Raw genomic sequence first — 24,526 nt, forward strand, 5'->3', positions numbered from 1 at the left:
CTCTTAATTCAAGTGTACCAACGCGAGTCGTAAAGTCACGCTCGTAGTAGCCATTTCGTTGACTCTGACGACTTTCAGATCGTTCATAGTCATCAGCTTTAATGTATTCTGTTCGTTGGTTTTCCATCAACTGATTGAAAACTGTCGTTAAAATATTTTTAGACACATCATCTTTAACGGAATGTTCAATAATACTTTGAACCTCTTCGTTGTTCAGTGTAAAATGTACTTGGGTCATGTAAAGTCCTCCTGGGTATGTTTTTAATGGTTAAAAACATTGTACCGTAAAAGGGCTGTTACATGGCCTTTTAACTTTTACACAATTATATGGACTTTATCTTAGATATCCTTCTCTTTTGCTTATTGATAAATTAAGGTTTCATTTAATTTATAAAATTAAAATTAACTTCTTACCTTTTCTTCTTTTTCATGATAACTTGCTTCTTTTTTTCTAAGATCAGCTACCTCTGATTCACTACAATATACAAAGTGACCAGGAACGATTTCACGTAATTTTTCGTCTCCATTATTACTTATTCTTGAAACATAAGTTGTACGTTTACGGTTACGTTCATACTCAGGGTCTGGTAGTGGCACTGCAGATAACAGACTTTCTGTATAGGCATGTAATGGACGATTATAAACCTCTTCTGCTGGAGCCAACTCAAGTAATTTTCCGGCATTCATTACGCCAATACGGTCACTGATATATTTAACCATTGACAAATCATGGGCGATGAATAAAAATGTCAGCCCTTGTGACTCTTGAAGGTCCATTAACAAGTTTACAACTTGCGCTTGAATAGAAACATCCAAAGCTGAAATAGGTTCGTCTGCCACAATAAATTTCGGTTTAACAGCTAATGCGCGCGCAATTCCGATACGCTGACGTTGTCCACCTGAAAACTCGTGTGGGTAACGGCTAGCATGATCTGGATTTAAACCAACTAATTGCAGCAATTCAATCACACGATCATTACGCTCTTTTTTAGATGCAGCAAGTCCGTGGATATCGATTCCCTCAGCAATAATATCACGAATTTTCATTTTGGGGTTTAGTGATGCATATGGATCTTGATAGATCATCTGCATATCTCTTCTAAACTGTAATAAATCTTTTTTACTAGAGATTTCGTTTACTTTTGTTCCTTCGAAATCAATTTCTCCGGCCGTAGGATTATACAACCGAATAATTGAACGTCCAGTAGTGGATTTTCCCGAACCAGATTCTCCAACTAGTCCAAATGTTTCACCTTTGAAAATATCAAAGGAAATATCATCTACAGCCCGAACTTCGTTTTTTGTTCCTGCATTAAAGTACTGTTTTAAATTTTTAACTTCTAATATCTTTTCATCCGATATGGCCATTATAAATTGCCTCCTTTACTGTGGAGCGCAGCATATTTTTCTTGATACAGCTTTTGACGTGCTTTAATTTCTGTAGGTGGATCTATTTTCGGCGCATCTTCATGTAATAGCCAAGTAGCTGCATAATGAGTCTCAGAAATTTTAAACATTGGTGGTTCCAGCTCTGTATCAATCTTCATAGCATATTCATTACGAGGTGCAAAGGCATCTCCTTTTGGCGGATCCAGTAAATCTGGAGGAGTACCAGGAATTGCATACAATGAGGTACTCGTTTCTAAAGTTGGCATGGATGCTAGTAAGCCCCAAGTATAGGGATGTTGTGGATTATAGAACACTTCATCTACTGTACCCACTTCTACAAATTTCCCAGCATACATTACCGCAACTCGGTCTGCAACATTTGCTACTACCCCTAAGTCATGGGTAATAAAGATAATGGATGTATTAATTTTTTCTTGTAGTTCTTTCATCAATTCTAGAATTTGTGCTTGAATTGTAACGTCTAGCGCTGTCGTTGGTTCATCCGCAATCAAAATATCTGGATTACATGCTAAGGCTATCGCAATAACTACACGCTGACGCTGTCCACCAGAGAATTGATGAGGATACTGTTTCATTCTCTTTTCTGCGTCTGGCAAACCTACTAATTCCAATAATTCTAATGCTCTAGCATGAGCTTTTTCCTTGCCCATTTTCTGATGTAATCTTAATGGTTCTGCAATTTGTTTTCCAATCGTCATCGTCGGATTTAACGAAGTCATTGGATCCTGGAAAATCATTGCAATCTTTTTACCACGAATTTTCTGCATATCTTTTTCTGAAGTTTGAACTAAATCTTGTCCATTAAACAAGATTTGTCCCTCTTCAATATTTGCATTTAGAGACAACAACTGCATAATGCTTCGAGTCGTTACAGACTTACCTGACCCCGACTCTCCAACGATTGCTAATGTTTCACCCTTTTTCAAATCAAAACTGACACCACGTATAGCTTGGACTTTACCAGCGTAAGTGTCGAATGTGATATTTAAATCTTTAACTTCTAATATATTACTCATTCATATTCACCCCGCTAATCTTTCATTTTTGGATCAAATGCATCACGTAGTCCATCAGCTAACAAGTTAAATGAAATCATCAAGATACATAGAACTCCAGCTGGATACCACATCAAGTGTGGTAAGAATCGGAAAGTTTTATATCCATCACTAATCAGCGTACCCAAGGAAGCTAACGGTGCTGGTATACCAATACCGATAAAACTTAAGAAAGCTTCAAAAAAGATCGCTGCTGGAATAGAAAACATCGTTTGAATGATAATGACACCTGATAGATTTGCAATAAGATGCTTGGTCGCAATTTTCCATGGTGATTCACCTAATGTTTGAGCTGCCAAGATATATTCCTGGTTTTTTAATTTCAATGTCTGGGCTCGAACAATACGTGCCATAGGTATCCATCCTGTAATTGCTAAAGCAATTATGATAGATGTGATCCCTGGATCTAAAACGAGGATCATTAAAATAACGACAACTAAGTTAGGAACTCCAGATAGTATTTCTAGAATTCGCTGCATAATGTTATCAACTCTTCCGCCGCTCCAGCCGGAGATCAAACCATACGTCACGCCTATTGTTAAATCAAATAATGCTGCTACAAAAGCAATCAATAATGAGATACGCGTTCCATATAAGGTACGAGAAAGTAAATCTCGACCGAGACTATCAGTTCCTAGAATATAATAGACATCTTCATCAGCATTTACCTGAGCATACTTATCTATTCTTTCTGCTCCTGGCTGAGCTGTTCCGTTTAATCCATTGATATCAACTCCTGGTATTTTAGGCGGCAGACTTGAGTGTTGAGTAATTTGTGCTTCCGGATTATGTGGAGCAATAATTGGTGCCGAAACGGCAAGTAGAATGATAATACATATAATAACCAAACTGACCACTGCAGCTTTATTTTTCTTTAATCTTCTCCATGAATCTTGAAGAAAGCTTAAAGACGGCGCTGAAATTTTTTCGTTATCTTCTGTAGCTGATCCACTAACTTTTTCGAACATATCAGAAGAAAATTTAGTGTTTTGGTCTACTATTGGATTGTTTTCTTGCGTTCCCATGCTTAATTTCCTCCTTCTGATGATACACGGATACGAGGATCAATGATTCCATATAATATATCTACTACTAATATAATAAATACAAGCATAGCAGAATAAAGTATAGTAACACCCATGATTGTTGGGTAATCGTTTGTAGTGATTGATTTAACAAATTGCTCTCCGATTCCAGGAATCGCATAAATATTTTCTACAACTAAAGACCCTGTCATTAATGCAACTGCCATCGGTCCTAAAAGTGTTATTAGGGGGATTAATGCATTTCGCACCCCATGCTTGAAAGCTACACCCCATCGGCTGAGACCTTTAGCTCTAGCAAGTTCAACGTAATCGCTGCCTAAGACATCTACCATTTCCGTACGAATGAAACGAGCTGAATCCGCAAGCGGCGCAATGGCTAAGGCTAATGTAGGCAGTACAGATGATTTAAATCCACCGTCCCACAGAGCAATCGGTAGCCATCCCAACTGGACAGCAAATACTAGTTGAAGTAAAACGGCAAAAACAAAGTTCGGAATAGATCGTCCTAGAATCGCTACAAGAGTAGAAAGAGTATCAACCCAAGTATTTTGTTTCATAGCTGATATAACTCCTAAAACAATACCAAAAAATGTTCCTAAAACAACTGCTTGAAACCCTATCTGAAGAGAAGGTCCTACTCTGGTAGACAACAATTGTGATACTGGAGTATTATCGAACTGGAAAGATGTTCCTAAGTCTCCAACAAATAAGCCCCCAATATATGATAAATACTGAACCGGTACTGGATCATTTAGTCCATACTGTTCATTCATAATAACAATTTGTTCAGCTGAAAGTTTTTCTTGGTTTGTATACGGTGTACCCGGTAATAGCTTCATTAAAAAAAACGTAATCGATGCAATCAAAAATAAGGTCAGCAGCATGTAAAACACACGCTTTCCAAAATACTTCATGTAATTTTTCATCGATTCAACACCTCCATCATTAATTGTGATTCAAAAAAATAATATATTCTATAGGATATGCTTTCCAGGTCAGAAATGCAAAATTTTTTCTGCTTTTTTCTGAAAAAAATGATCCTCATATTAAAAAATAACCTAAATTTCCCACTACTAGCTAAATTGATCAATCGCCCTTAAACATTTCATTTTGCATTTTATTGTGATCTAAATCATTTTGATGTACATTATTGAATAGAACTTTTTATATTAAAGGAGAATGAATCATGCAAAAAAAATCAAATGTACTTACTATCAGTATTACTTCAATCATTTTAATCTTTATACTTGAATTTATTTTATATAAAGAAATCAGTTTTTTTCACACTACAAATGTTTTCTTTTATCCGGCAGGAATTTGTCTTATCATTGGCTTATTTAGCCTTGTCATTCGATCTGGAGCTTTTGATTTCTTTTATTATAGTTTTAAAAAAGCAACTCGTCGTTTAAGAAAAAATAATTTAGAAGACGAAAGTAACTTATCTGTTTCTTATCTATCAAAAACATTTGGAACTTATTACCTTTTCTTTATTAAAGTAGGTTCTATCTTAATGACAATCTCTTTAATGGCATTAATTGGCCATTACCTTTTTTAAAAAAGATATATTTCTTCACGCTAGAAAGTAAAAATTTCTAGAATTAGAGTATTAATCTTTTACCTATCTTGCCTGCTTGAATTGATCATATAAACTTACCATCAAAGAAACTCTCGTTAAGAAAAAAAGTGAGTAATATAAAGCCAGTTAAACACTCAAAAAAAGAGTGGATTTGGATGTCCACTCCATTTTTGCGGTGTTAATATTTATTGTCTGTGCTTTTTATTACTCTTTACCTTCAATATAAGTCCATTTGTATGAGTAATCTGCCCCTGTAAGATGTGCTACGATATCTTTAACATAAGGTTTTTCAAGAACTGCATATGAACGTTGGTAAATTGGAGCAATACCAGCTGTATCCATCAAGATTTTCTCTGCTTCAAGCATATCTTGCCAGCGAGCTTCCATATCATCTACGTTAGATTGTGCACTTTCAATTAATGCATCATATTCTTCATTGCTGTATCCTGATTTGTTATTACCATTATCTGAATGGAATAATTCTAAGAAGTTGATAGGATCTGCATAATCTGCTCCCCAACCAGCCATTTGAATATCGTAATCTTGGTTAGTATCAGCATCAAGACGAACTTTGAACGGTACGTTTCTCAATTCGATACTTAATCCAGGTAGGTTACTTTCAAGTTGTGCTTGCATAAATTCAAGAGATTTTTTAGAGTTTTCTGAATCATCACCAAGCATTTCTAGTGTAAGTGAATCTACTCCAAGTTCTTCTAAACCAGCTTCCCAGTAATCTGCAGCTTGAGCAGTATCATATGATAACAAGTCGCCGCTTTGCTCGCGGAAGTCTTCTCCAGATTCAGGGTCTACTGATAACCCTTCAGGAACTAGACCATCTGCAGGTACTGAACCATTTTGCAATACTGTATCAGCAAAGCCTTGTTTGTCAAATGACATTGCAATAGCTTTACGGATATTTTCATTTGCTAAAGGTGTTTCTTCTCCATTACGCTCTTGGTTAAGTTTAAAGTAGAATACTGAAGAAGTAGGTTCCGTAAGTAATTCTGGATCCCCTTGTTTTGTCTGAACATAATCACCTGAAAGTCTCATGCGATCAACTTCACCGGCATCATATAAGTTAAGAGCAGTTGAAGTTTCTTTTACTACGTCAAAATCAATGCGGTCTAATTGAACAGTTTCAGCATCCCAGTAGCTTTCGTTTTTAACTAATGACCAAGTTAAACCTGTTCCGTCCCATTCTGATAGTTCAAATGGTCCGTTATACAATAAAGTATCACTATTTGTAGCATAGTCACCTTCATGTTCTGTTACGTATTCTTCATTTTGTGGCAAGTACATTGCCAGTGTTAGTAGACTTTCAAAATAAGGTACAGGTTTCTCTAATTCTACTACTAATGTTTTGTCATCTGTTGCAGATACACCTAATTCAGATGGATCCATTTCTCCAGCTAGAATAGCTGTTGCATTTTTGACAACTCCATCAATCATGTATGCATATTCAGCAGCTGTTGCTGGATCTGCCAAACGAGTCCAAGAATAAACAAAGTCATTTGCAGTTACAGGATCTCCATTAGACCATTCAGCATCTTCTCTGATTTTGAATGTATAAGTTAATCCATCTTCGCTGATTTCTGGTTCTTCAGCAGCCATACCTAATACTAAGTCATTATCCTGACCTTGACGGTATAAACCTTCATTAACATTATTTAAGACATTGAAACTTACAGCATCTGTTGTTAACGCAGAATCCATAGTAGGAATTTCTGCACTTTCAACTACATGCAGTACTTGTTCTTCTTGTGCACCCTCTGAGCCTTCGTCTCCAGAAGTTGTATCTTCAGCAGAGTCGCTGTTACCACAAGCTGATAGTACTAAGGCACTTGTTAAAGTAATACCTAAAGTACTCCATAATTTACTTTTTCCCATTCGTTTTTTCCCCCTGTTATTAATATCTTATTATTTTGAAACAAAATAAGTAGTAACAAATTAAATTAGTTTACTCAAAATATTCTATCATCTATTTATCATCTTTGCAATACCTCCTCTTGATTTTTTAACTTTTCTCATCGTTATTAATGAGCAATAGTTTACCCTTTCAAAATCTTTGAAAAACCCTGCTCATCTATATGTGCTCGCTCTATCCTATAAAATTAATGCGAATGAGAGAGAAGTAAAGAAAATCAAACGGGACTTTAATGGTTACTTCAACTGACCTTAAAAGCATGTTATACTTAATCAGTATATTTTAAAGAGAGTAGTAATTCGATTGGATGAAGATTAATCTTTAAGAGTTAAATAAAGATTCTATTAATAATTAAGGAGCGATTATATGACAAGTCACAAATTAAATACCTTTCTAGAAAAAAATTTAACAGAATTGAAAGAAAACGGCCTCTATAATGAAATTGATACATTAGAAGGGCCCAACGGATCAGAAATCACAATTAATGGTAAGACTTTAATCAATATGTCTTCTAATAATTACCTTGGTTTTGCAAATGATTCAAGATTAAAAGAAAAAGCTAATGCTGCTACTGATAAATTCGGTGTAGGTGCTGGTGCTGTTCGTACTATCAATGGAACACAAAGTATTCATGAAGAATTAGAAGCTAAAATTGCCGACTTCAAGCAAACTGAAGCTTCGGTAGCTTTCCAATCTGGTTTCAACTGTAATATGGGAGCTATTTCAGCTGTCATGAACAAAAAGGATGCCATTCTTTCAGACGAATTAAACCATGCTTCTATTATTGATGGGTGTCGTTTATCTGGTGCCAAAGTCATTCGTGTTAATCATCAGGATATGGATGATTTACGTGCTAAAGCAAAAGAGGCTACCGAAAGTGGTCAATATGAAAAAGTGATGTACATTACTGATGGTGTTTTTTCTATGGATGGAGATGTTGCTAATTTACCTGAAATTGTGAAAATCGCTGAAGAATTCGACTTGATCACTTACGTTGATGATGCACATGGATCTGGCGTAATGGGAAAAGGTGCTGGAACAGTTAAACATTTCGGGCTTCAAGACAAGATAGACTTCCAGATGGGGACTCTTTCTAAAGCCGTTGGTGTTGTGGGTGGATATGTTGCAGGAACACAGAATTTGATCGACTGGTTAAAAGTTCGTGCCCGTCCATTCTTATTCTCCACTTCCTTGACTCCCGGTGCTGCAGCTGCTTGTATAGAAGCTATTGATATTATGTCAGCTTCTACCGAAGAACATGATAGATTATGGGAAAATGGTCGTTACCTTAAGGAAGGGTTAAATAAATTAGGGTTCAACATTGGAAATTCAGAAACCCCCATTACCCCTTGCATTATCGGCGACGAAAAATTAACACAGAAATTCTCTAAGCGTTTAACAGAAGAAGGTGTATACGCAAAATCAATTGTGTTTCCCACTGTTCCAAGAGGCACAGGCCGTGTTAGAAATATGCCAAGTGCTGCACATACAAAAGAACAATTAGACCAAGTACTTGCCACTTACAAAAAAGTCGGACTTGAATTGAATGTCATTTAATTCTTCTTTATTTTAAAAGGATACAGCAGTTGAATATACTGGGTTAAGATCAGATAATGGCGGTCACAAATCCAGTCAACTGCTTTTTCTTTTGCAATAATAATCAGATTAACGGAGGGACTACCTTGAAAAAAATTTTAATTACAGGTGCATTAGGTCAGATTGGAACGGCACTAACCACGCGTTTGCGGGAGAAATACGGAGCTGATAATGTGATTGCGACAGATATTCACAAACCAGAAAATTCTACCGTTGTAGAAAATGGCCTATTTGAGTACTTAGACGTTACAAACCTTACAGCAATCGAAGACTTAGTGAAAAAGCATGAGGTCGATTCGCTGATTCACCTTGCCGCTCTTCTATCAGCTGTTGCTGAAGCTAAACCGCAATTAGCTTGGGAATTAAATATGGGAGGATTGATGAATGCTTTAGAAGTTGCAAGAATTCATAATTTGAAATTTTTCACCCCTAGCTCTATTGGTGCTTTTGGTCCTCAAACTCCTAAAGACCAAACCCCACAAGTAACTTTACAGCGTCCAACAACGATGTATGGTGTAACAAAAGTCAGTGGAGAACTCCTTTGTGACTATTATTATCACAAATTTGGTGTAGACACCAGAAGTGTACGTTTCCCCGGCTTGATTTCATATGAAGCTTTACCTGGTGGGGGAACAACAGATTATGCGGTTGATATCTACTACGAAGCCTTGAAGAAACATGCTTATACTTCTTTCATAGATAAAGGTACATACATGGATATGATGTATATGCCAGATGCAGTAGAAGCAATTATTCGCCTAATGGAAGCTCCCGCAAATCAACTTATCAATCGTAATGCGTTTAACGTCAGTGCAATGAGTGTTTGCCCAGAAGACTTCGAAAAAGCCATCCAGAAGCATATAGCTGATTTTAAATTATCATTTGAGGTAGATCCTGTTCGCCAGACGATCGCAGAGTCATGGCCAAACTCAATTGATACTACTAGTGCACGTGAAGAATGGAATTTTTCTCCCGAGTATAGTCTCGAGAGAATGACCACTGATATGTTAGAGAAGTTAAAAGAAAAAAGTAAAGCTTAATTGAACTGAGATACTAAAAAGGCAGAATTGCAATCAATAAAAGGAATGCGATTTTCTTGAACAAGAAAATCGCATTCCTTTTTTACATTTAAGCTGTTACTTTCTTCACCGACTGCTTATTTCAGTAAGTTTAATCTCAATTATTAATCGTTCATAGCTTTTACTGACAATAAACGTTTATCTTTTCAATAATTATCTATTTTAATTTTTTCAGTAATAACTCTATTTAATACCCTTATCTATTTACTTCTTCAACAACTGGTCCTTCGCTAGTACCTACGATGACAGTATTGACACAATTTAAGAAAAGTCCATGTTCAACTACTCCGGTTAACGAATCTAACCATTTCGCTAATTTTAGTGGTTCTTCAATTAGACCCATGTTCAAATCAATAATCAAATTACCCGAATCAGTTACCAGTTGTTTTCCTTCTTTATCGTTTCTCCAAGTTGGCTTGTAACCTTTTTTCTCAAATAATTTAAATAGCTGACCCGAACCAAAATGAACAACTTCTATCGGCAAAGGAAATGCCCCTAGTTCGTCAACTAGCTTACTTTCATCCACAATCCAGATATTTTTATCTGACAAATTAGCGACGATTTTTTCAAATAAGTGCGCAGCACCTCCACCTTTAATTCCCTGATATTGACTAGAAATCTCATCAGCGCCATCAATGGTTAGATCAATTTTTTCTACTTCGTCTATATCTTTTAGAGGAATACCCAAGGCTCTTGCGTGATCAGCTGTTTTAAATGAAGTCGTCACTCCTACAATTTGCAGTCCATCTTCTTTGACACGTTTCCCTATAGCTTCTACCATATAATAGGCCGTTGAACCTGTTCCTAAACCAACTGTCATCCCGTCTTTCACAAATTCGGCAGCTTTATATCCTACCATTTCTTTTAAATTCATCGAATTGTCCTTTCCTTTGCTTTCTCCTATGTATCGCTTTCATTTCCATATAATTGTACCATAGATCAAATTAATTCCACGCTTCAAATTCTAAATTAATTCTTTCTCAAATATATCTTTCTTTTTAAGATTAAAAAATGATATAATTATCATTAAATATTTTTAACGGAGTGAGATTATGTATACTGCACTATCCTCAAATCTAATAGAAACAATAAAAGATCATGAACAAACAGTAGTTGATTATAGAAGAAAATTACATGAATTCCCAGAACTATCTTTTCAAGAAGTTAAAACGAGTCAATTTATTTTCGATGAAATGAGTGCTCTTGATAATGTTGAAGTTACTCGTCCGACAAAAACTTCCGTTCTAGTTAAAATTACCGGAGCAAAGCCTGGATTGAAAATTGGATTACGTGCAGATATTGATGCCTTACCAATTCAAGAAGACCGCCCCGATATTCCATTCGCTTCACATGTAGATGGAGTAATGCATGCTTGTGGGCATGACGGACATACCGCTTTATTATTAACAGCAACAAAAATTTTGTCTGAACACACTGATCAGTTAGAAGGGGAAATATATAGTATCTTTCAGCATGCTGAAGAAAGTCATCCAGGTGGAGCGAAAGAAATGGTTGCAACCGGTTTGTTCGATGACTTCGATTTTATATATGGTCATCACTTGGTTTCAAGTTTAAATACAGGGCTTATTGATGTCAAAACTGGTGCTTGCTCTGGAAATTCAGACCGCTACGAGGTGATGATTTATGGAAAAGGCGGACATGCAGCAAGTCCTCATGAAACAATCGATCCAGTAATCATCGGAGCTCAAATTATTGATAAATTTCAAACCATTATCTCTCGGAAATTAGATCCTTTAGCTTCAGGAATTATTTCCAATACGGTATTCCAAGCAGGTGATCCTAACGCAAAAAATATTATTCCTGATAGTATTATTCTCGGAGGAAGCGTTCGAACCTTTGATGCAGATGTAAGAGCATTAATTGAAACTGAGATGGAACGAGTAATTCGCGGGACTTGTGATAGTTACGGCGCTACGTATGATTTCAATTTTCGTCATGGTTATGCAAGTGTGATTAATAATGCAGAAACTACTAAATTAGTAGAAAAAATTTCTAGAGATCTTTATCCTGAACAAATTGTTTCTTTACCACCTTTTATGGGAGGAGAAGATTTTTCTGCCTTTTCAGCTATCGTTCCTTCAACCTATTTATTTATAGGTTCTAGAAACGAAGATTTAGGATTCGATTTCCCTCATCATCATCCAAAATTTGGGTTGGACGAAAACAGTTTCTTAACTGGAATTACATTATTTGTCAGTGTTGCGATGAATTACTCAAAAATAGCTTCTAAATAAATCGACAGAATAAAAAGCCTTACTTTACTGATTCCAACAGTAATCTAATAGATTACCCGCAGTTAAACAATAAGTAAGGCTTTTAAATTATTTAATCTCTTCTCAGCATTTTAAACTCTAAAAATAAATCATTATATTTCCCTAAATACTCATAGCCAAGATTTTCATAAACTTCAAGATTTTCCATCATTTCGTCTGTGGGATAAAACTGTACATCACTAATAGTTTCTTCTGGTAATAATGCCATAGCATCTTGATTAGGTGTGCTGTATCCAATGTAGTCTGCATTTTGTGCAGCAATTTCTGGTTTAAGCATAAAATTGATGAAGGCATACGCAGCTTCTGTATTTTGAGCTGTTTTAGGAATGACCATATTATCAAACCACAAATTAGATCCTTCTTCAGGCAAGATGTAATGCAGTGATGCATTTTCCCACATCATGTCAGCTGCTTCTCCTGAAAATGTTACAGCAATAGGTGCTTCTTCCTGGATCATGTACATCTTGATTTCATCAGCTACCAGGGCTTTGACATTGGGCGCTAACCCCTTCAATAACTCAAACGCATCAGCAAGTTCTTCATCGTTTTTCGAATTCAATGAGTACCCTTTTGTCTCTAGTCCAATACCGATAATCTCTCTTGCTCCATCAATCAGCATAATATCTTCATTATATTCAGAATTCCACAGATCACTCCATGACTGAATTTCGTCTTCGTTGATCATTTTATCATTATAAATAATCCCTAAAGTGCCCCAGAAGTAAGGAATAGAGTATTGATTATCAGGATCAAAAGCCAAGTCTAAAAATGCTGGATCAATATGCTCCAATCCTTCTATTTTAGAATGATCAAGCGGAAGTACTAGTTCTTCTTGAATCATACGATCAATCATATACTCACTTGGTATGGCCAGATCATACGCTGTTCCACCTTGTTGAACTTTTGTGTACATTGCTTCGTTTGAATCAAACGTTTCGTAAACGACGCGATACCCTGTTTCTTCTTCAAATTGTTCAAGTAATGCTGGATCAATATAATCTCCCCAGTTAAAGATATTCAATGTATCGGAACTCGCAGTTCCTTCAGAACGGTCTACATATAAACTTCCAATGTATAGCAATCCTGTAACACCTAAGATGATTACAGTAAGTTGAACGAGCCTTTTCATTAAGGAGACACCGCCTTCTGGTGATTCGCTGAATCTATATCCGTTAATTTGCGTTTTCGGTTTCGTTGTTGCTTTTGAACAAAATAATAACCACTTACTAACCCTAATGCCAGAATAAATAAAATGGTACTGAGGGCATAGATTTCCAAGCTGATTCCTTGTCTTGCTCTAGAGTATATTTCAACAGACAATGTTGCAAATCCATTTCCAGTAACAAAGAATGTCACCGCAAAATCATCTATAGAATAGGTGAATGCCATAAAATATCCTGCTAAAACCCCTGGCGTAATGCTTGGAATAATGACACTTTTTAATACTTGCCAGTTATTGGCACCTAAATCTTTTGCTGCGGTAATCATATTCAGATTCATTTCTTGTAATTTTGGTAACACCATCAAAACAACAATGGGAATACTGAATGCAATATGAGAAAACAAAACAGAATAGAATCCTAATCGAAAGCCAGCCATTGTAAAGAGTAATAAAAAGCTAGCACCTATAATTACGTCTGGAGAAACCAGCAGAACGTTATTCAACCCTAATAAAGCTACTTGTGTTTTTCGTTGGCTTACGAAAAAAATCCCGATTGCTCCCAGCGTTCCAATAATTGTTGCTATTAAAGAAGAAAGCAGTGCAACTCTAAAAGTATCTAGTGCTATTCGAATTAATCGCGTATCGTCTGCAAGTGACCCATAATGTTCTGTTGTGAAGCCGGTAAACTCGTTCATCGTTCCAGCCTGATTAAAAGAATAATAAATTAAATAGATAATAGGCGTATAAAGTAGAGCAAATATTAAAAATAAATAGGCATTCGACCAACTAAATTTTAACTTTTTCATAGTTTACGAGCCTCCTTTTTACGTCCAGAGGTCAACAGCATTATGATAATCATCAACAATATCAGTACGATACCAATCGTAGAACCCATTCCCCAGTTTTGTGTCACGAGAAAATGCTGTTCAATGGCCGTTCCCAAAGTAATGACCCTATTTCCACCGATCAACCTTGTTAACATAAATAGTGATAATGACGGAATAAATACAACTTGTATTCCACTTCTTACTCCTGAAAGAGATAAAGGAAAAACAACTGTTTTGAAAGTATCCCAACTGCTTGCTCCTAAATCACGGCTAGCATGCAGTAATGAAGAATCAATCTCTTCAATCGCATTGTATATCGGAAGGAGCATAAATGGAATTTCAATGTAAGTTGCAACTAACAAGAAGCTTGCATTTGTAAAGAGTAGCTGCTGCCTACCGATTCCGATCCAGTCAAAAAATCCATTTATACTACCGTCCTGACTGAGTAAACCAATAAAAGCATAAGCTTTAAGCAAGACATTGATCCATGTAGGTAAAATCAGCAAGAGCATCCATAAATCTTTGCGTTTTGTCTGCGTTAAAAAGTAAGCAGTTGGATAACTGATACAAAATGTTAGAAGTGTAATGATAAAAGCATATAAAAATGATTGCAATGTCATGGTTAAATAAGTAGCTGAAGTAAAATAAGTGAGAATATTATCAAATGTAAATTCTCCATTTATCCCAATAAAGGATTGATAAACAAGTAATCCGATTGGAATAAGAACAAATAAGCCAATCCAGATAAAATAAGGGAAAAAGAGTACTCTGTTTTGCTTAGACGTCATAGTTCAGCTCCACTCCCTTTTCAATATCAATAGCATCTTGTACACTTGTTCCACTGTTGGATGCATATTCTTCCAAACGACTATTGAATGCTTCTTCCGTTTCTCCTATACGCATAATGTGGATATCTCTTGGTTCAAATGCAAGGCCTACTTCATCCCCGACTTCTGCTTTTCGTGTCGTATGGACCATCCATTCGTTTCCTTCTGGATCTTCTCCGATAATTTCGTAATGGACACCTCTGAATAGTTGCGATTGAACTTTCACTTTCAAGTTACCCAGTACTGGTCTAGTCATTACCAAATCTTCTGGTCGAATCACGATTTCTACTTGTTCTTCTTCAGTCATTCCGCCATCCACACAATCAAATATCTTTCCGGCAAACTCTACTTTGTAGTCTTTAATCATTTTTCCTGTAACAATATTACTTTCTCCAATGAAATCTGCTACATAATTATTCAAAGGTTCGTCATAAATGTCAATAGGTGTACCACTCTGAATGATTTCACCTTCTTTCATAACAAAAATCTTGTCACTCATAGCCAGTGCTTCTTCCTGATCATGGGTAACAAAAATAAAAGTAATTCCTAGCCGTTGTTGCAGCTCTCTTAATTCATACTGCATTTCTGTTCTTAATTTCAAATCCAGCGCTGACAAAGGTTCGTCCAGCAGTAATATTTCAGGTTCATTGACAATTGCTCTAGCGATAGCAACACGTTGGCGCTGCCCACCAGACATTTCTGAAATTTCTCTTGTTTCAAATCCTGTTAAACGTACAGATTTTAGTGCATCTGTTACTTTTTGTTTAACTTGATTCTTGGGTAACTTTTTTATCTTCAATCCAAATGCAACATTGTCATATACATTCATATGAGGAAATAAAGCATAATCCTGAAAAACTGTATTCACTTTACGTTTATTAGGCGGTAGAGTGTTGACTTTTTTACCATCTAGAATAATAGATCCAGAAGTGGCTTGAGTAAATCCTGCAATTAAATTTAAAATTGTTGACTTTCCGCATCCTGACGGACCTAACAAGGTATAAAACTTACCTTTTTCTAAATCAAAAGAAATATCTTTTAAGATCATGTTTTCATCGAATTGTTTGTGAACATTTTGAAACGAAATTATGGTATTTTCCGCCACAGTCTAACACTCCCTTTAATTACTTTTTCATAAAATATTGTGAAACCTATATAATTATATCTTTAAGTGGGATAAAATCAATCACTTTTACTGATTATATCTTACAATTTATTAGTCTCTTATTCACAATTTAATATTATTTTTTCTATATTTCTTGTAACAACAGATATTATAAAGTTGAATTAAACGTTTTAAAAACGACCGTTCGAATAGAACGATCGTCTTAAGAATGAGTTACTATTTTATTTTTACAGAGAATATTATAATAATTTCAAGAAAAGCTATTATGCTTTTCTTGAAAATCAATTATAGAGTTAATCAGAATCCTGCATTTCCCAAAATTGTTTCACAAACTTCATGGCTCTGTAAAACAGAGTCCAAAGGTACTGGATTCACTCCATTTGTTTCTACTGTTTCTAAGAAAACATCAATCATTGAAGCAAATCCTCTTTTATATAGCGTGTTTTCCCAGTCGCCATAGGACTTGCTGAACAAACCGGATTCATTATATCTTGTAAAATCTGCAAGATTTTCTAAACGCACAGTCTCATTCGAACTTTGGACTTCCATTGTTTCAAGTCTTGCTCCTGATTCTGTATTTACTGAAACCATTATATTAGCTGATTCTGACTCCAGCATTACCCATGCACGTTTTAATGCGTCTTCTGTACCGACTATTCCAGTACCAATGATTCTGACAGGACCATCCACCATGTGTAAAGCTGTATCGATTGGATGAATCATCAAGTCATATATACGATATCTTGAAGCCTTCGTCGGTTGATTGGCCTGATTTTTTTGAAAAAAGATCATATTTTTATTCTGAATTTCTTTTAATTCTTTAACTCTTGGTGCAAATCTGCGATTGAATCCTGTCATTAGTAAAGTATTTGTCTCTTTAGATAGTTTAATCAGTTCTTTAGTTTCCTCTAGTCGATCACTGATTGGTTTATCCACAAATACTGCAATTCTTTTTTCAAGCATAGCACGAATAATTTCAGCATGGGTAGTCGTAGGAGTGTGAATAAAGACAGCATCTATATCCAAATCCAATAGATCTTCCCAATCTGTATGTAATTGCTCAGCATTTATTCTATATTTTTCTCCTAAAACTTCTAGTTTTTCTTTATTTCTAGTACTCAAATGCCATTCTACTTCTGGATGTTCTGTCATCATCATGGGTAAATAGGCTTTTTGTGCAATAGTCCCTAATCCAATCACGCCAACTTTCATTTAACTTCCTCCTAATATTTTATAATTCTTTTCTACTTTCTTCTTATATTATATAGAATTTTAAGCGTTTTAATATAATAAAATAATAAAAGCATACCTATCAGACATTTTTATTTTAAAAATAGTCCTCCTTGTATGCGTTTATTTAAAGCTCGTCAGCTAGTTGAACGGATTGTTCAGCATTAATTTTCTTTTTGAACTCTGTTGTAGCTTTTTTGATGATATTCTTCGCATGTACAATCTCGGTTTCAGTTGGATCTTCCCCAATAATGCGGACTTCAGTTTCTAATTGAACATCGTCTTTATCTAAAATAACCTCTTTAATATGTTCGATCAATTCAATATAATCTGTTGCTGTTGCTTGATTTACATTTACAATAAAACCCGCATGTTTTGTAGAGATCTGAGCTCCACCCCAAACTAACCCTTGTAAACCTGCTTCTTGAATAAGCTTACCTGTAAAGTAGCCTGTTGGACGTTTAAATACTGATCCGCACGAAGGATATTCAAGAGGTTGTTTTGTTGTACGAAGCATTGTTAATTCATTCATACGCTCGATAATTTTTTCTTGATCCCCTTCAGTTAGTAAAAATGTCACATCAATTACGATATCGCCTGTCTGCTGAATTTTACTGTTTCGATAAACAAATTCCATTTCTTCATTTGTTACTTCTTTTAATTCTCCTGTTCGAGATAATACAGTAACTTTTTGAATGACATCTTTAACTTCTCCATCGTAGGCTCCAGCATTCATGAAGACAGCACCACCTACACTCCCGGGAATCCCGCAAGCAAATTCAAGTCCACTCAAACTGAAACCAGAAGCTTTCTTACTAACATCAATCAAAGCGGCACCAGCTTGTGCAACGATAGTCTTTTCATGTACAGAAATCTGATCCATTTCAGTTAAAATCAGTGTGACTCCACGAATCCCACCGTCTTTAACGATTAAATTACTGGCATTCCCTAAAATGGTCAACGGCCATTTTTTTTCATGAATATAAGTTACGATTTCTGCGATTTCTTCTTTTCTTTTAGGGAATACTAGTACATCTGCAGGTCCACCAGTTTTTGTATAAGTATAATGTGCTAAGGGTTCATTTATTTTAATAATTGAATCTTTAAATTTTTGTTGGAATATTTTTAAGTCCATGTATCTTTACGTTCCTCTCAATTAATATCCGTTCTAGTCTGGTAGGCAATTTTCTGAAAAACTAAATTATCAGTTTTTTTTATTCTAACATGAATATACCATATGTAATAGTTATAATTCTAATTGTAACTAAACCGTCAACCTTTTCACTCTAAAACATCATCATTCATTAATGAATGTACAACTATAATCTTTCGTTTTTACATTCCAGATTAAATTAGATATGATTAGAGTAACATATATTGGAGGAATTACTTATGAAATTGATATCTTGGAACGTAAATGGCTTACGTGCAATTGTTCAAAAAGATTTTCTGAATCAATTCAAAGATCTAGATGCTGATTTTTTCTGCTTACAAGAAATCAAACTGCAAGAAGGACAAATCGACTTGGAATTTGATGGATATACTTCATATTGGAATTATGCAGATAAAAAAGGGTATTCTGGAACAGCTATCTATACTAAATATGATCCAACAAAGGTTATCTATGGAATCGGTATTGATGAACATGATTCAGAAGGTAGAGTAATCACCTTAGAGTATGATGATTACTTCATTGTTACTTGCTATACTCCTAATTCTCAGTCAGAATTGAAGCGTATTGATTATCGTTTACGCTGGGAAAGAGACTTTCAGGCTTATATTCGGTCCCTTAATTCTGCAAAACCGGTAATTTTATGTGGAGATCTAAATGTGGCTCATAAAGATATAGACTTAAAAAATCCTGATAATAATCGCAGCAGTGCTGGATTTTCTGATGAAGAACGTTCTCAGTTTACAGCATTCTTGCAAAGTGGATTTATAGATACTTTCCGCTACTTCTATCCTGACCAAGAGGAGATCTATTCTTGGTGGAATTACCGATTTGGAGCTAGAAAGCGAAATGCAGGATGGCGTATTGATTACTTTATAGTTTCAAAACCGTTAGAAGACAAATTAGTAGATGCTAAGATCCATACTAACTATACCGGTTCAGATCATTGTCCCGTAGAACTACAGATAGACTTATAAAAACAAAAGACTTTCTTGAGAAATTCAAGAAAGTCTTTGTGCTTTTATACATATGGATATTCAATAATTTCAGCTTCAGCTTCATCTATCACAACAGACGTAAAGGCATTTGCATTATGGAACATTCTCTTACAATCTTCACTAAGACGAACGATCTTAAACGTTTTACCCGCATCTTCATAACGCTTTGTGATGGAGCTGATCGATTCAACAGCCGAATAATCTGAAACTTTAGCATATTTCAAATCTAGAATAACTTTATCTGGGTCATTATCAACATCGAAAAGTTCTTTGAAATTTAATACAGATCCAAAAAATAATGTACCATTGATTTTATATGTTTTTTCTCCGACATTCGTTTCTTCAACATTAGCATATATAACTTTCCCTTTTTCCCAGGCAAAAATTAAAGCTGAAACAATAACGCCTGCAATAACTGCTGTGGCTAAATCAGCAAAAATTGTAATAACAGATACGACTATCACGACAAGGATATCCTGTGCAGGAACTTTTCCCTTGTATCGTAAACTTTCCCATTTAAAAGTTCCAACTACAACCATAAACATTACTCCAACAAGTCCAGCTAAAGGAATAGCATTAATGAAACCTGAACCAAACATAATGAAAAACATCAACGCAGATGCAGCTACAATTCCAGATAAGCGATGTCTCCCGCCAGACTTAATATTTATGATGGATTGACCGATCATCGCATCTCCTCCCGTACCGCCGAAAAACCCATTAACGGTATTAGCAAGTCCTTGTGCAATAATTTCCTTATTCGTTCTTCCTCTTGTATTTGTCATTTCATCAAGCACTTGTAAGGTTAAGACCGCTTCTGTCAGTCCAACTAACCCGCCAATTACAGCATAAGGGGTAATAATACTTAATGTTTCAAGGTTTAAAGGTACTTGTGGAATATGAAACTCTGGTAATCCTCCTACAATTTCCATACCGGCAAAGTCTTGAACATTCTGAAGATGAATACCATATGATCCTAATACAACTGCAATGATCGTCATTACAACGATTGCAACCAAACTTGAAGGAATCGCTTTGGTGAATTTAGGAATAAAGTGAATCATCAGCATAGTGAATCCTACAAAAGCAATCATGAGTGTTAGATCAACCCCTTACATCCAAACTGATTCTGTTACAGATACACCATCCACTTCTGTTACTTGATTAACTTTAAATTGATCTAATTGAGCTATAAAAATTACAATAGATAGTCCATTTAAAAACCCTAGCATAACTGGATATGGAATTATTCTTGCATATTTACCTAATTTTAAAAGTCCTATACTGACTTGAATAATACCCACTAACAACACCGTCGCAAAAAGATATTCCAGCCCATGTGTTGCAACTAATGATGCAAACACAACTGCCATTGCTGCTGTAGAAGAACTGATCATTCCAGGTCTTCCGGTAAATATTGCCGCAACTAATCCAATGATAAAAGCAGTCTGCAAACTAAGTATTGGACTGACACCTGCTACAAATGCAAAAGCGATCGATTCTGGAATCAGTGCTAAAGCAACTGTTAGTCCTGATAACACATCATTTTTAGCTGCTGACTTATTATCTTTTAAAAATTGCAATGGTCGAAACCTACCATTCTTCAACAAACTATTATTTCCCATTCTATTCTCTCCTTTTTCAGCTATTCTATCCTAGCAGCTGCAATTAAACATGTTAACACATAAATTATTTAAAACAATGAAAAAATCACTTATAAGTGAATAAGTTAATTTTTAAGTGTTTCCATTATGAGAGTTCTCTTTTTTTAACCTGTTATTCATGCTATCATGTCTCTAGTATGTAAAAACTCAATCGAGGTGCTTTTATGGAAATCGGACCCAGAATCAAAGAACTTAGAATCGCTTCAAATATGACAGCCAAAGAATTAGCGCACAAAATCGACATATCTCCTTCATTCATTTCAGCAATCGAACATAATTCTACTAAACTATCTTTAAAGACTTTGGAGCATCTCTGTGAAGCATTAAATGTCAGTCTGGCAGAATTTTTCAATGACGAGATCAGCCCCATCGAGAAAAAATTGATTTCATTGATTCAATCTTTACCCGAAGAAAAGCAGTATGATCTATTGAAATTTTTAGATGGTTTAGTTATTAAAAGATAAATATATATCACTTTAAAATATGTAAAATTTAAATATCTTGCTTTTAAACATATACTTTTATATAATGAGTTCGACAATAAAATATGCTTACGGGAGTAACTTGCAGTGCAAACTGTTACAGTGCCACCAACCGTAGATAGTTCATATCTGCTGGTGCTGTATTAAATAGTGAGACGTATGCGGAGATTTTCCAACTCCGCATACGTCTTTTTCTATCTATTAGGTACCCTAAAACAGAAGAGAAAGGATTAAATGAATGAATTTTTATCAGCAATCCCCTGAAGATGTATTATCTTCTTTAAACACGACCGACAAAGGTTTAACTTCTGAGGAGGTTAAGAAGAAACAAGAGGAACATGGTTACAATGAATTAGAACAAAAAGATCGTCAATCCTTATTTTCATTATTTATTGACAGCTTCAAAGATCCTATGGTTATCGTTCTACTGATTGTTGCCATTATACAAATCGTTTTAGGAGAGACAATCGAATCTATTATCATCCTTACGGTTCTGATTATCAATTCTATTTTAAGCGTAGTTCAAACTCGAAAAGCAGAGGATTCATTAGCTTCGTTGAGAGACATGGCTGCGCCATCTGCAACAGTGGTTCGTAATAATAGCACACAGAGTGTTCCTTCTAAAGAGATCGTAGCAGGGGATATCGTTATTCTTGAAGCCGGAAACAATGTCCCGGCTGATGGTCGCTTACTCGAAGCTGAGTCTTTACAAGTTGAAGAAGGCGCCTTAACTGGGGAATCTGTTCCTTCTGACAAAGAAGCGATTATGATCAGCGAAGAAACTGCTTTAGCCGATCGAAAAAATATGGTCTATAGTGGAACGCTTGTGACTTATGGTCGTGCTCGTTACGTAGTTACTGGAATTGGTAAAGAAACCGAAATGGGCAAAGTTGCTGAACTGATACAAAACGTATCTGCTAAGCAAACTCCACTCCAACGTAAGTTAGAATCCTTCAGTAAAAAATTAGGATTTGTGATTCTTGGTTTATCAGTATTGATCTTTGCAATTCAGGCATTCAGAATTTTCACTGGTGAGGGACCTGAAGATCTGCAAATTGAGTTACTCAATGCTTTCATGTTTGCAATTGCTGTAGCTGTTGCCGCTATTCCAGAAGCATTACAATCCATCGTAACTATTGTATTGTCTGTTGGAACAAATAAAATGGCGAAAAAACATGCTATTATACGTAAACTTCCAGCTGTAGAAACCTTGGGATCAACAGGTGTCATCTGTACAGATAAAACAGGCACATTAACTCAAAATAAAATGACTGTTGTACAAGCTTACCTTCCCGAACACAAACAAGAACTCTATTCATCTGAACCAACTGATTGGTCCTTTGGTGAAAATAGATTAAATCAGATCGCTGTATTAGCAAATGACTCTTCTTTAAATGAAGAAGGCGAAGCAAGTGGCGACCCAACTGAAGTTGCTCTAATTAATTACAGTAATAAAATCGGACTGCCATTTTCTGATTTACGTAATAAATTTCCTAGAATTGAAGAATTACCTTTTGACTCAAGCCGTAAATTAATGTCTACTTTACAAGAAATTGATGGTGAAAAGCTTTTACTAACTAAAGGTGGTCCGGATGTCGTATTCAAACGCTGTTCAAAAATTTTGATCAATGGCGAAGTTGTAGAAATGACAGAAGAGTATTCCAAAACACTTTATGAAAAAAATGAAGAGTATTCTAATCAAGCTTATCGCGTATTAGCGTTTGCCTATAGACCATTATCTAAAGAAGCGTTAGATTTAGAAGATGAAAATGATCTTATTTTCGTAGGTCTGCTTGCTATGATTGATCCACCAAGAGAAGAAGTTTCTCAGGCAATCAAAGAAGCAGCAGAAGCTGGCATTCGTACAGTTATGATTACAGGTGACCATAAAACAACCGCTCGTGCAATTGCTCTTGATTTGAACTTGTTCAAAGAAGATGATATTGCTTTGACCGGTCAAGAACTAGATGCTTTATCTGAAGAAGAGTTAATGGAAAAATTAGAACATATCAGTGTTTATGCACGTGTTACTCCAGAAAACAAAATCAGAATTGTTCAAGCTTGGCAAAACAAAGACCAAATTACTGCAATGACGGGAGACGGAGTAAATGATGCTCCTGCCCTTAAACAGGCAGATATCGGAATCGCAATGGGAAGCGGAACAGATGTGTCGAAAGATGCTTCTGCTATGATCCTGACAGATGATAATTTTGTTTCTATCGTAAGTGCTGTTGCCGTTGGTCGAAATGTTTACAGTAACATCAAAAAAGCAATTGCCTACTTGTTCTCAGGTAACTTAGGTGCTGTTGTTGCCATCATTGCTGCGCTACTCATGAATTGGATCAACCCATTCACAGCTTTGCAGTTATTGTTTATCAACTTAGTGAACGATTCCATTCCAGCTATTGCTTTAGGAATGGAAAAAGAAGAACCACATATTATGAAACAAAACCCAAGAGATCCTAACGAAGGGATTTTTACTGGTCAGACCTTACAATCTGTCATCTTAAGAGGATTTACAATTGGTATAGCTGTTATCATTTCTCAAGCTCTTGGAATTTACTATTTCGATTCACCAGAAATCAGTGTAGCTATGGCATTTACCACATTGATTTTATCAAGAACTTTACAAGTATTCCCTGCTCGTTCGAATACTCAAACATCATTACAGGCAGGGTTCTTTTCAAATAAATATGTTGTTGGAGCATTTGCAGTATGTATGACACTTTATGGAATTACCATGCTTCCATTTATACGTCCAATTTTTGATATTCCAAGTACATTTGGATTAACAGAGTGGTCAATTGCGGCCGGTCTTGCACTAGCAACTACGATTATTCTAGAATTAAAAAAACTTGTCTTTCCATCAAAATTAGCTGATTAGTTCTAACTATCGGCTGATACAAATATTTCAAAAAGCCACTAGAGAAATCATTTTCTGATTTCTCTAGTGGCTTTTTCGTCTAAATCTTAAAGCCAAATCCTACAATTAAAAAAGTGTTATATCCATGTTACACTGTTAGTAGAGACACTATTGTTTACCCATAAAGTTATTCAAT

General features: G+C 35.6%; 21 protein-coding genes and 1 pseudogene. 7 read left to right on the forward strand and 15 right to left on the reverse strand.

Features of this window, described 5'->3' with window-relative positions; genetic code table 11:
- The 5 genes from BM212_RS02780 to opp3b form a co-directional block, all read right to left on the reverse strand.
- On the reverse strand, positions 1-238 hold a 238-nt coding region (locus tag BM212_RS02780; protein WP_177206284.1), incomplete at its 3' end, for a transposase.
- 164 nt (positions 239-402) lie between these two features.
- Positions 403-1,368 carry an ABC transporter ATP-binding protein gene (locus BM212_RS02785; protein ID WP_091896111.1) on the reverse strand — a complete coding sequence of 322 codons (966 nt, stop codon included), beginning with the start codon at positions 1,366-1,368 and terminating at the stop codon, positions 403-405.
- The gene (locus BM212_RS02790; RefSeq protein ID WP_072694148.1) at positions 1,368-2,426 is read right to left on the reverse strand and encodes an ABC transporter ATP-binding protein; all 1,059 of its coding nucleotides are present in this window, start codon (positions 2,424-2,426) and stop codon (positions 1,368-1,370) included. The genes BM212_RS02785 and BM212_RS02790 overlap by 1 nt, the downstream gene beginning before the upstream one ends.
- A gap of 14 nt (positions 2,427-2,440) precedes the next feature.
- A complete protein-coding gene (gene opp3C, locus BM212_RS02795; protein ID WP_281244373.1) occupies positions 2,441-3,433 on the reverse strand; it encodes an oligopeptide ABC transporter permease in 993 nt (330 codons plus the stop codon).
- Between the two features lie 59 nt (positions 3,434-3,492).
- Positions 3,493-4,437, reverse strand: coding sequence for an oligopeptide ABC transporter permease (opp3b, locus tag BM212_RS02800; RefSeq protein WP_072694146.1), 945 nt, complete (start codon positions 4,435-4,437; stop codon positions 3,493-3,495).
- 260 nt (positions 4,438-4,697) lie between these two features.
- Between opp3b and BM212_RS02805 the strand changes: the two genes are divergently transcribed.
- Complete coding sequence (locus BM212_RS02805; RefSeq protein ID WP_091896117.1) at positions 4,698-5,066, forward strand: DUF3899 domain-containing protein; 369 nt, start codon at positions 4,698-4,700, stop codon at positions 5,064-5,066.
- Positions 5,067-5,291: 225 nt separating this feature from the next.
- Here BM212_RS02805 and BM212_RS02810 read toward each other — a convergent pair whose 3' ends face one another.
- Positions 5,292-6,974: a peptide ABC transporter substrate-binding protein gene (locus BM212_RS02810; protein WP_072694144.1), complete on the reverse strand. Its 1,683-nt coding sequence runs from the start codon at positions 6,972-6,974 to the stop codon at positions 5,292-5,294.
- A gap of 403 nt (positions 6,975-7,377) precedes the next feature.
- On the opposite strand from BM212_RS02810, the gene BM212_RS02815 reads away from it, so the two are divergent.
- The gene (locus BM212_RS02815) at positions 7,378-8,568 is read left to right on the forward strand and encodes a glycine C-acetyltransferase (protein WP_091896120.1); all 1,191 of its coding nucleotides are present in this window, start codon (positions 7,378-7,380) and stop codon (positions 8,566-8,568) included.
- Positions 8,569-8,693: 125 nt separating this feature from the next.
- Positions 8,694-9,647 (forward strand): L-threonine 3-dehydrogenase, encoded by a 954-nt coding sequence (locus tag BM212_RS02820; RefSeq protein ID WP_091896122.1) that lies wholly within the window; start codon positions 8,694-8,696, stop codon positions 9,645-9,647.
- Positions 9,648-9,882: 235 nt separating this feature from the next.
- Here the strand turns inward: BM212_RS02820 and rpiA are convergent, their stop codons facing one another.
- Positions 9,883-10,560 carry a ribose-5-phosphate isomerase RpiA gene (gene rpiA / locus BM212_RS02825; protein WP_091896125.1) on the reverse strand — a complete coding sequence of 226 codons (678 nt, stop codon included), beginning with the start codon at positions 10,558-10,560 and terminating at the stop codon, positions 9,883-9,885.
- Between the two features lie 178 nt (positions 10,561-10,738).
- Here rpiA and BM212_RS02830 point away from each other — a divergent pair, with 178 nt between their 5' ends.
- Positions 10,739-11,941, forward strand: coding sequence for a M20 metallopeptidase family protein (locus tag BM212_RS02830; RefSeq protein ID WP_091896128.1), 1,203 nt, complete (start codon positions 10,739-10,741; stop codon positions 11,939-11,941).
- Positions 11,942-12,032: 91 nt separating this feature from the next.
- On the opposite strand, the gene BM212_RS02835 is transcribed toward BM212_RS02830, so the two are convergent.
- The 6 genes from BM212_RS02835 to murB all read right to left on the reverse strand — a co-directional run bounded on the left by BM212_RS02835 (position 12,033) and on the right by murB (position 18,287).
- The gene (locus BM212_RS02835; protein ID WP_091896131.1) at positions 12,033-13,109 is read right to left on the reverse strand and encodes an ABC transporter substrate-binding protein; all 1,077 of its coding nucleotides are present in this window, start codon (positions 13,107-13,109) and stop codon (positions 12,033-12,035) included.
- Entirely contained in the window at positions 13,109-13,948 is an 840-nt protein-coding gene (locus BM212_RS02840; RefSeq protein ID WP_091896134.1) for an ABC transporter permease, read from the reverse strand. The genes BM212_RS02835 and BM212_RS02840 overlap by 1 nt, the downstream gene beginning before the upstream one ends.
- Positions 13,945-14,757, reverse strand: coding sequence for an ABC transporter permease (locus BM212_RS02845; protein WP_091896137.1), 813 nt, complete (start codon positions 14,755-14,757; stop codon positions 13,945-13,947). Before BM212_RS02845 ends, BM212_RS02840 begins: the two co-directional genes overlap by 4 nt.
- Positions 14,747-15,844, reverse strand: coding sequence for an ABC transporter ATP-binding protein (locus BM212_RS02850; protein ID WP_091896235.1), 1,098 nt, complete (start codon positions 15,842-15,844; stop codon positions 14,747-14,749). The genes BM212_RS02845 and BM212_RS02850 overlap by 11 nt, the downstream gene beginning before the upstream one ends.
- Positions 15,845-16,219: 375 nt before the next feature.
- On the reverse strand, positions 16,220-17,134 hold the full coding sequence (locus BM212_RS02855; RefSeq protein WP_091896139.1) for a Gfo/Idh/MocA family protein: 915 nt from the start codon (positions 17,132-17,134) through the stop codon (positions 16,220-16,222).
- Between the two features lie 145 nt (positions 17,135-17,279).
- Positions 17,280-18,287, reverse strand: coding sequence for a UDP-N-acetylmuramate dehydrogenase (gene murB / locus BM212_RS02860; protein WP_091896142.1), 1,008 nt, complete (start codon positions 18,285-18,287; stop codon positions 17,280-17,282).
- Between the two features lie 257 nt (positions 18,288-18,544).
- Between murB and BM212_RS02865 the strand changes: the two genes are divergently transcribed.
- Positions 18,545-19,300 (forward strand): exodeoxyribonuclease III, encoded by a 756-nt coding sequence (locus BM212_RS02865; protein ID WP_091896145.1) that lies wholly within the window; start codon positions 18,545-18,547, stop codon positions 19,298-19,300.
- Between the two features lie 44 nt (positions 19,301-19,344).
- Here BM212_RS02865 and BM212_RS12805 read toward each other — a convergent pair whose 3' ends face one another.
- Both BM212_RS12805 and BM212_RS12810 read right to left on the reverse strand, forming a co-directional pair.
- Positions 19,345-19,785: an STAS domain-containing protein gene (locus tag BM212_RS12805; RefSeq protein ID WP_281244374.1), complete on the reverse strand. Its 441-nt coding sequence runs from the start codon at positions 19,783-19,785 to the stop codon at positions 19,345-19,347.
- Positions 19,786-19,788: 3 nt separating this feature from the next.
- Positions 19,789-20,946: pseudogene (locus BM212_RS12810) on the reverse strand (SulP family inorganic anion transporter); the annotation flags it as partial.
- Positions 20,947-21,149: 203 nt separating this feature from the next.
- Between BM212_RS12810 and BM212_RS02875 the strand changes: the two are divergent.
- Positions 21,150-21,449, forward strand: a complete 300-nt coding sequence (locus BM212_RS02875) for a helix-turn-helix domain-containing protein (protein ID WP_072694134.1) — start codon at positions 21,150-21,152, stop codon at positions 21,447-21,449.
- A gap of 256 nt (positions 21,450-21,705) precedes the next feature.
- Entirely contained in the window at positions 21,706-24,351 is a 2,646-nt protein-coding gene (locus BM212_RS02880; protein WP_091896148.1) for a cation-translocating P-type ATPase, read from the forward strand.
- The last annotated feature ends 175 nt before the right edge of the window (positions 24,352-24,526 follow it).

This window comes from Marinilactibacillus piezotolerans, from assembly GCF_900114235.1.
Taxonomy (GTDB): domain Bacteria; phylum Bacillota; class Bacilli; order Lactobacillales; family Carnobacteriaceae_A; genus Marinilactibacillus; species Marinilactibacillus piezotolerans.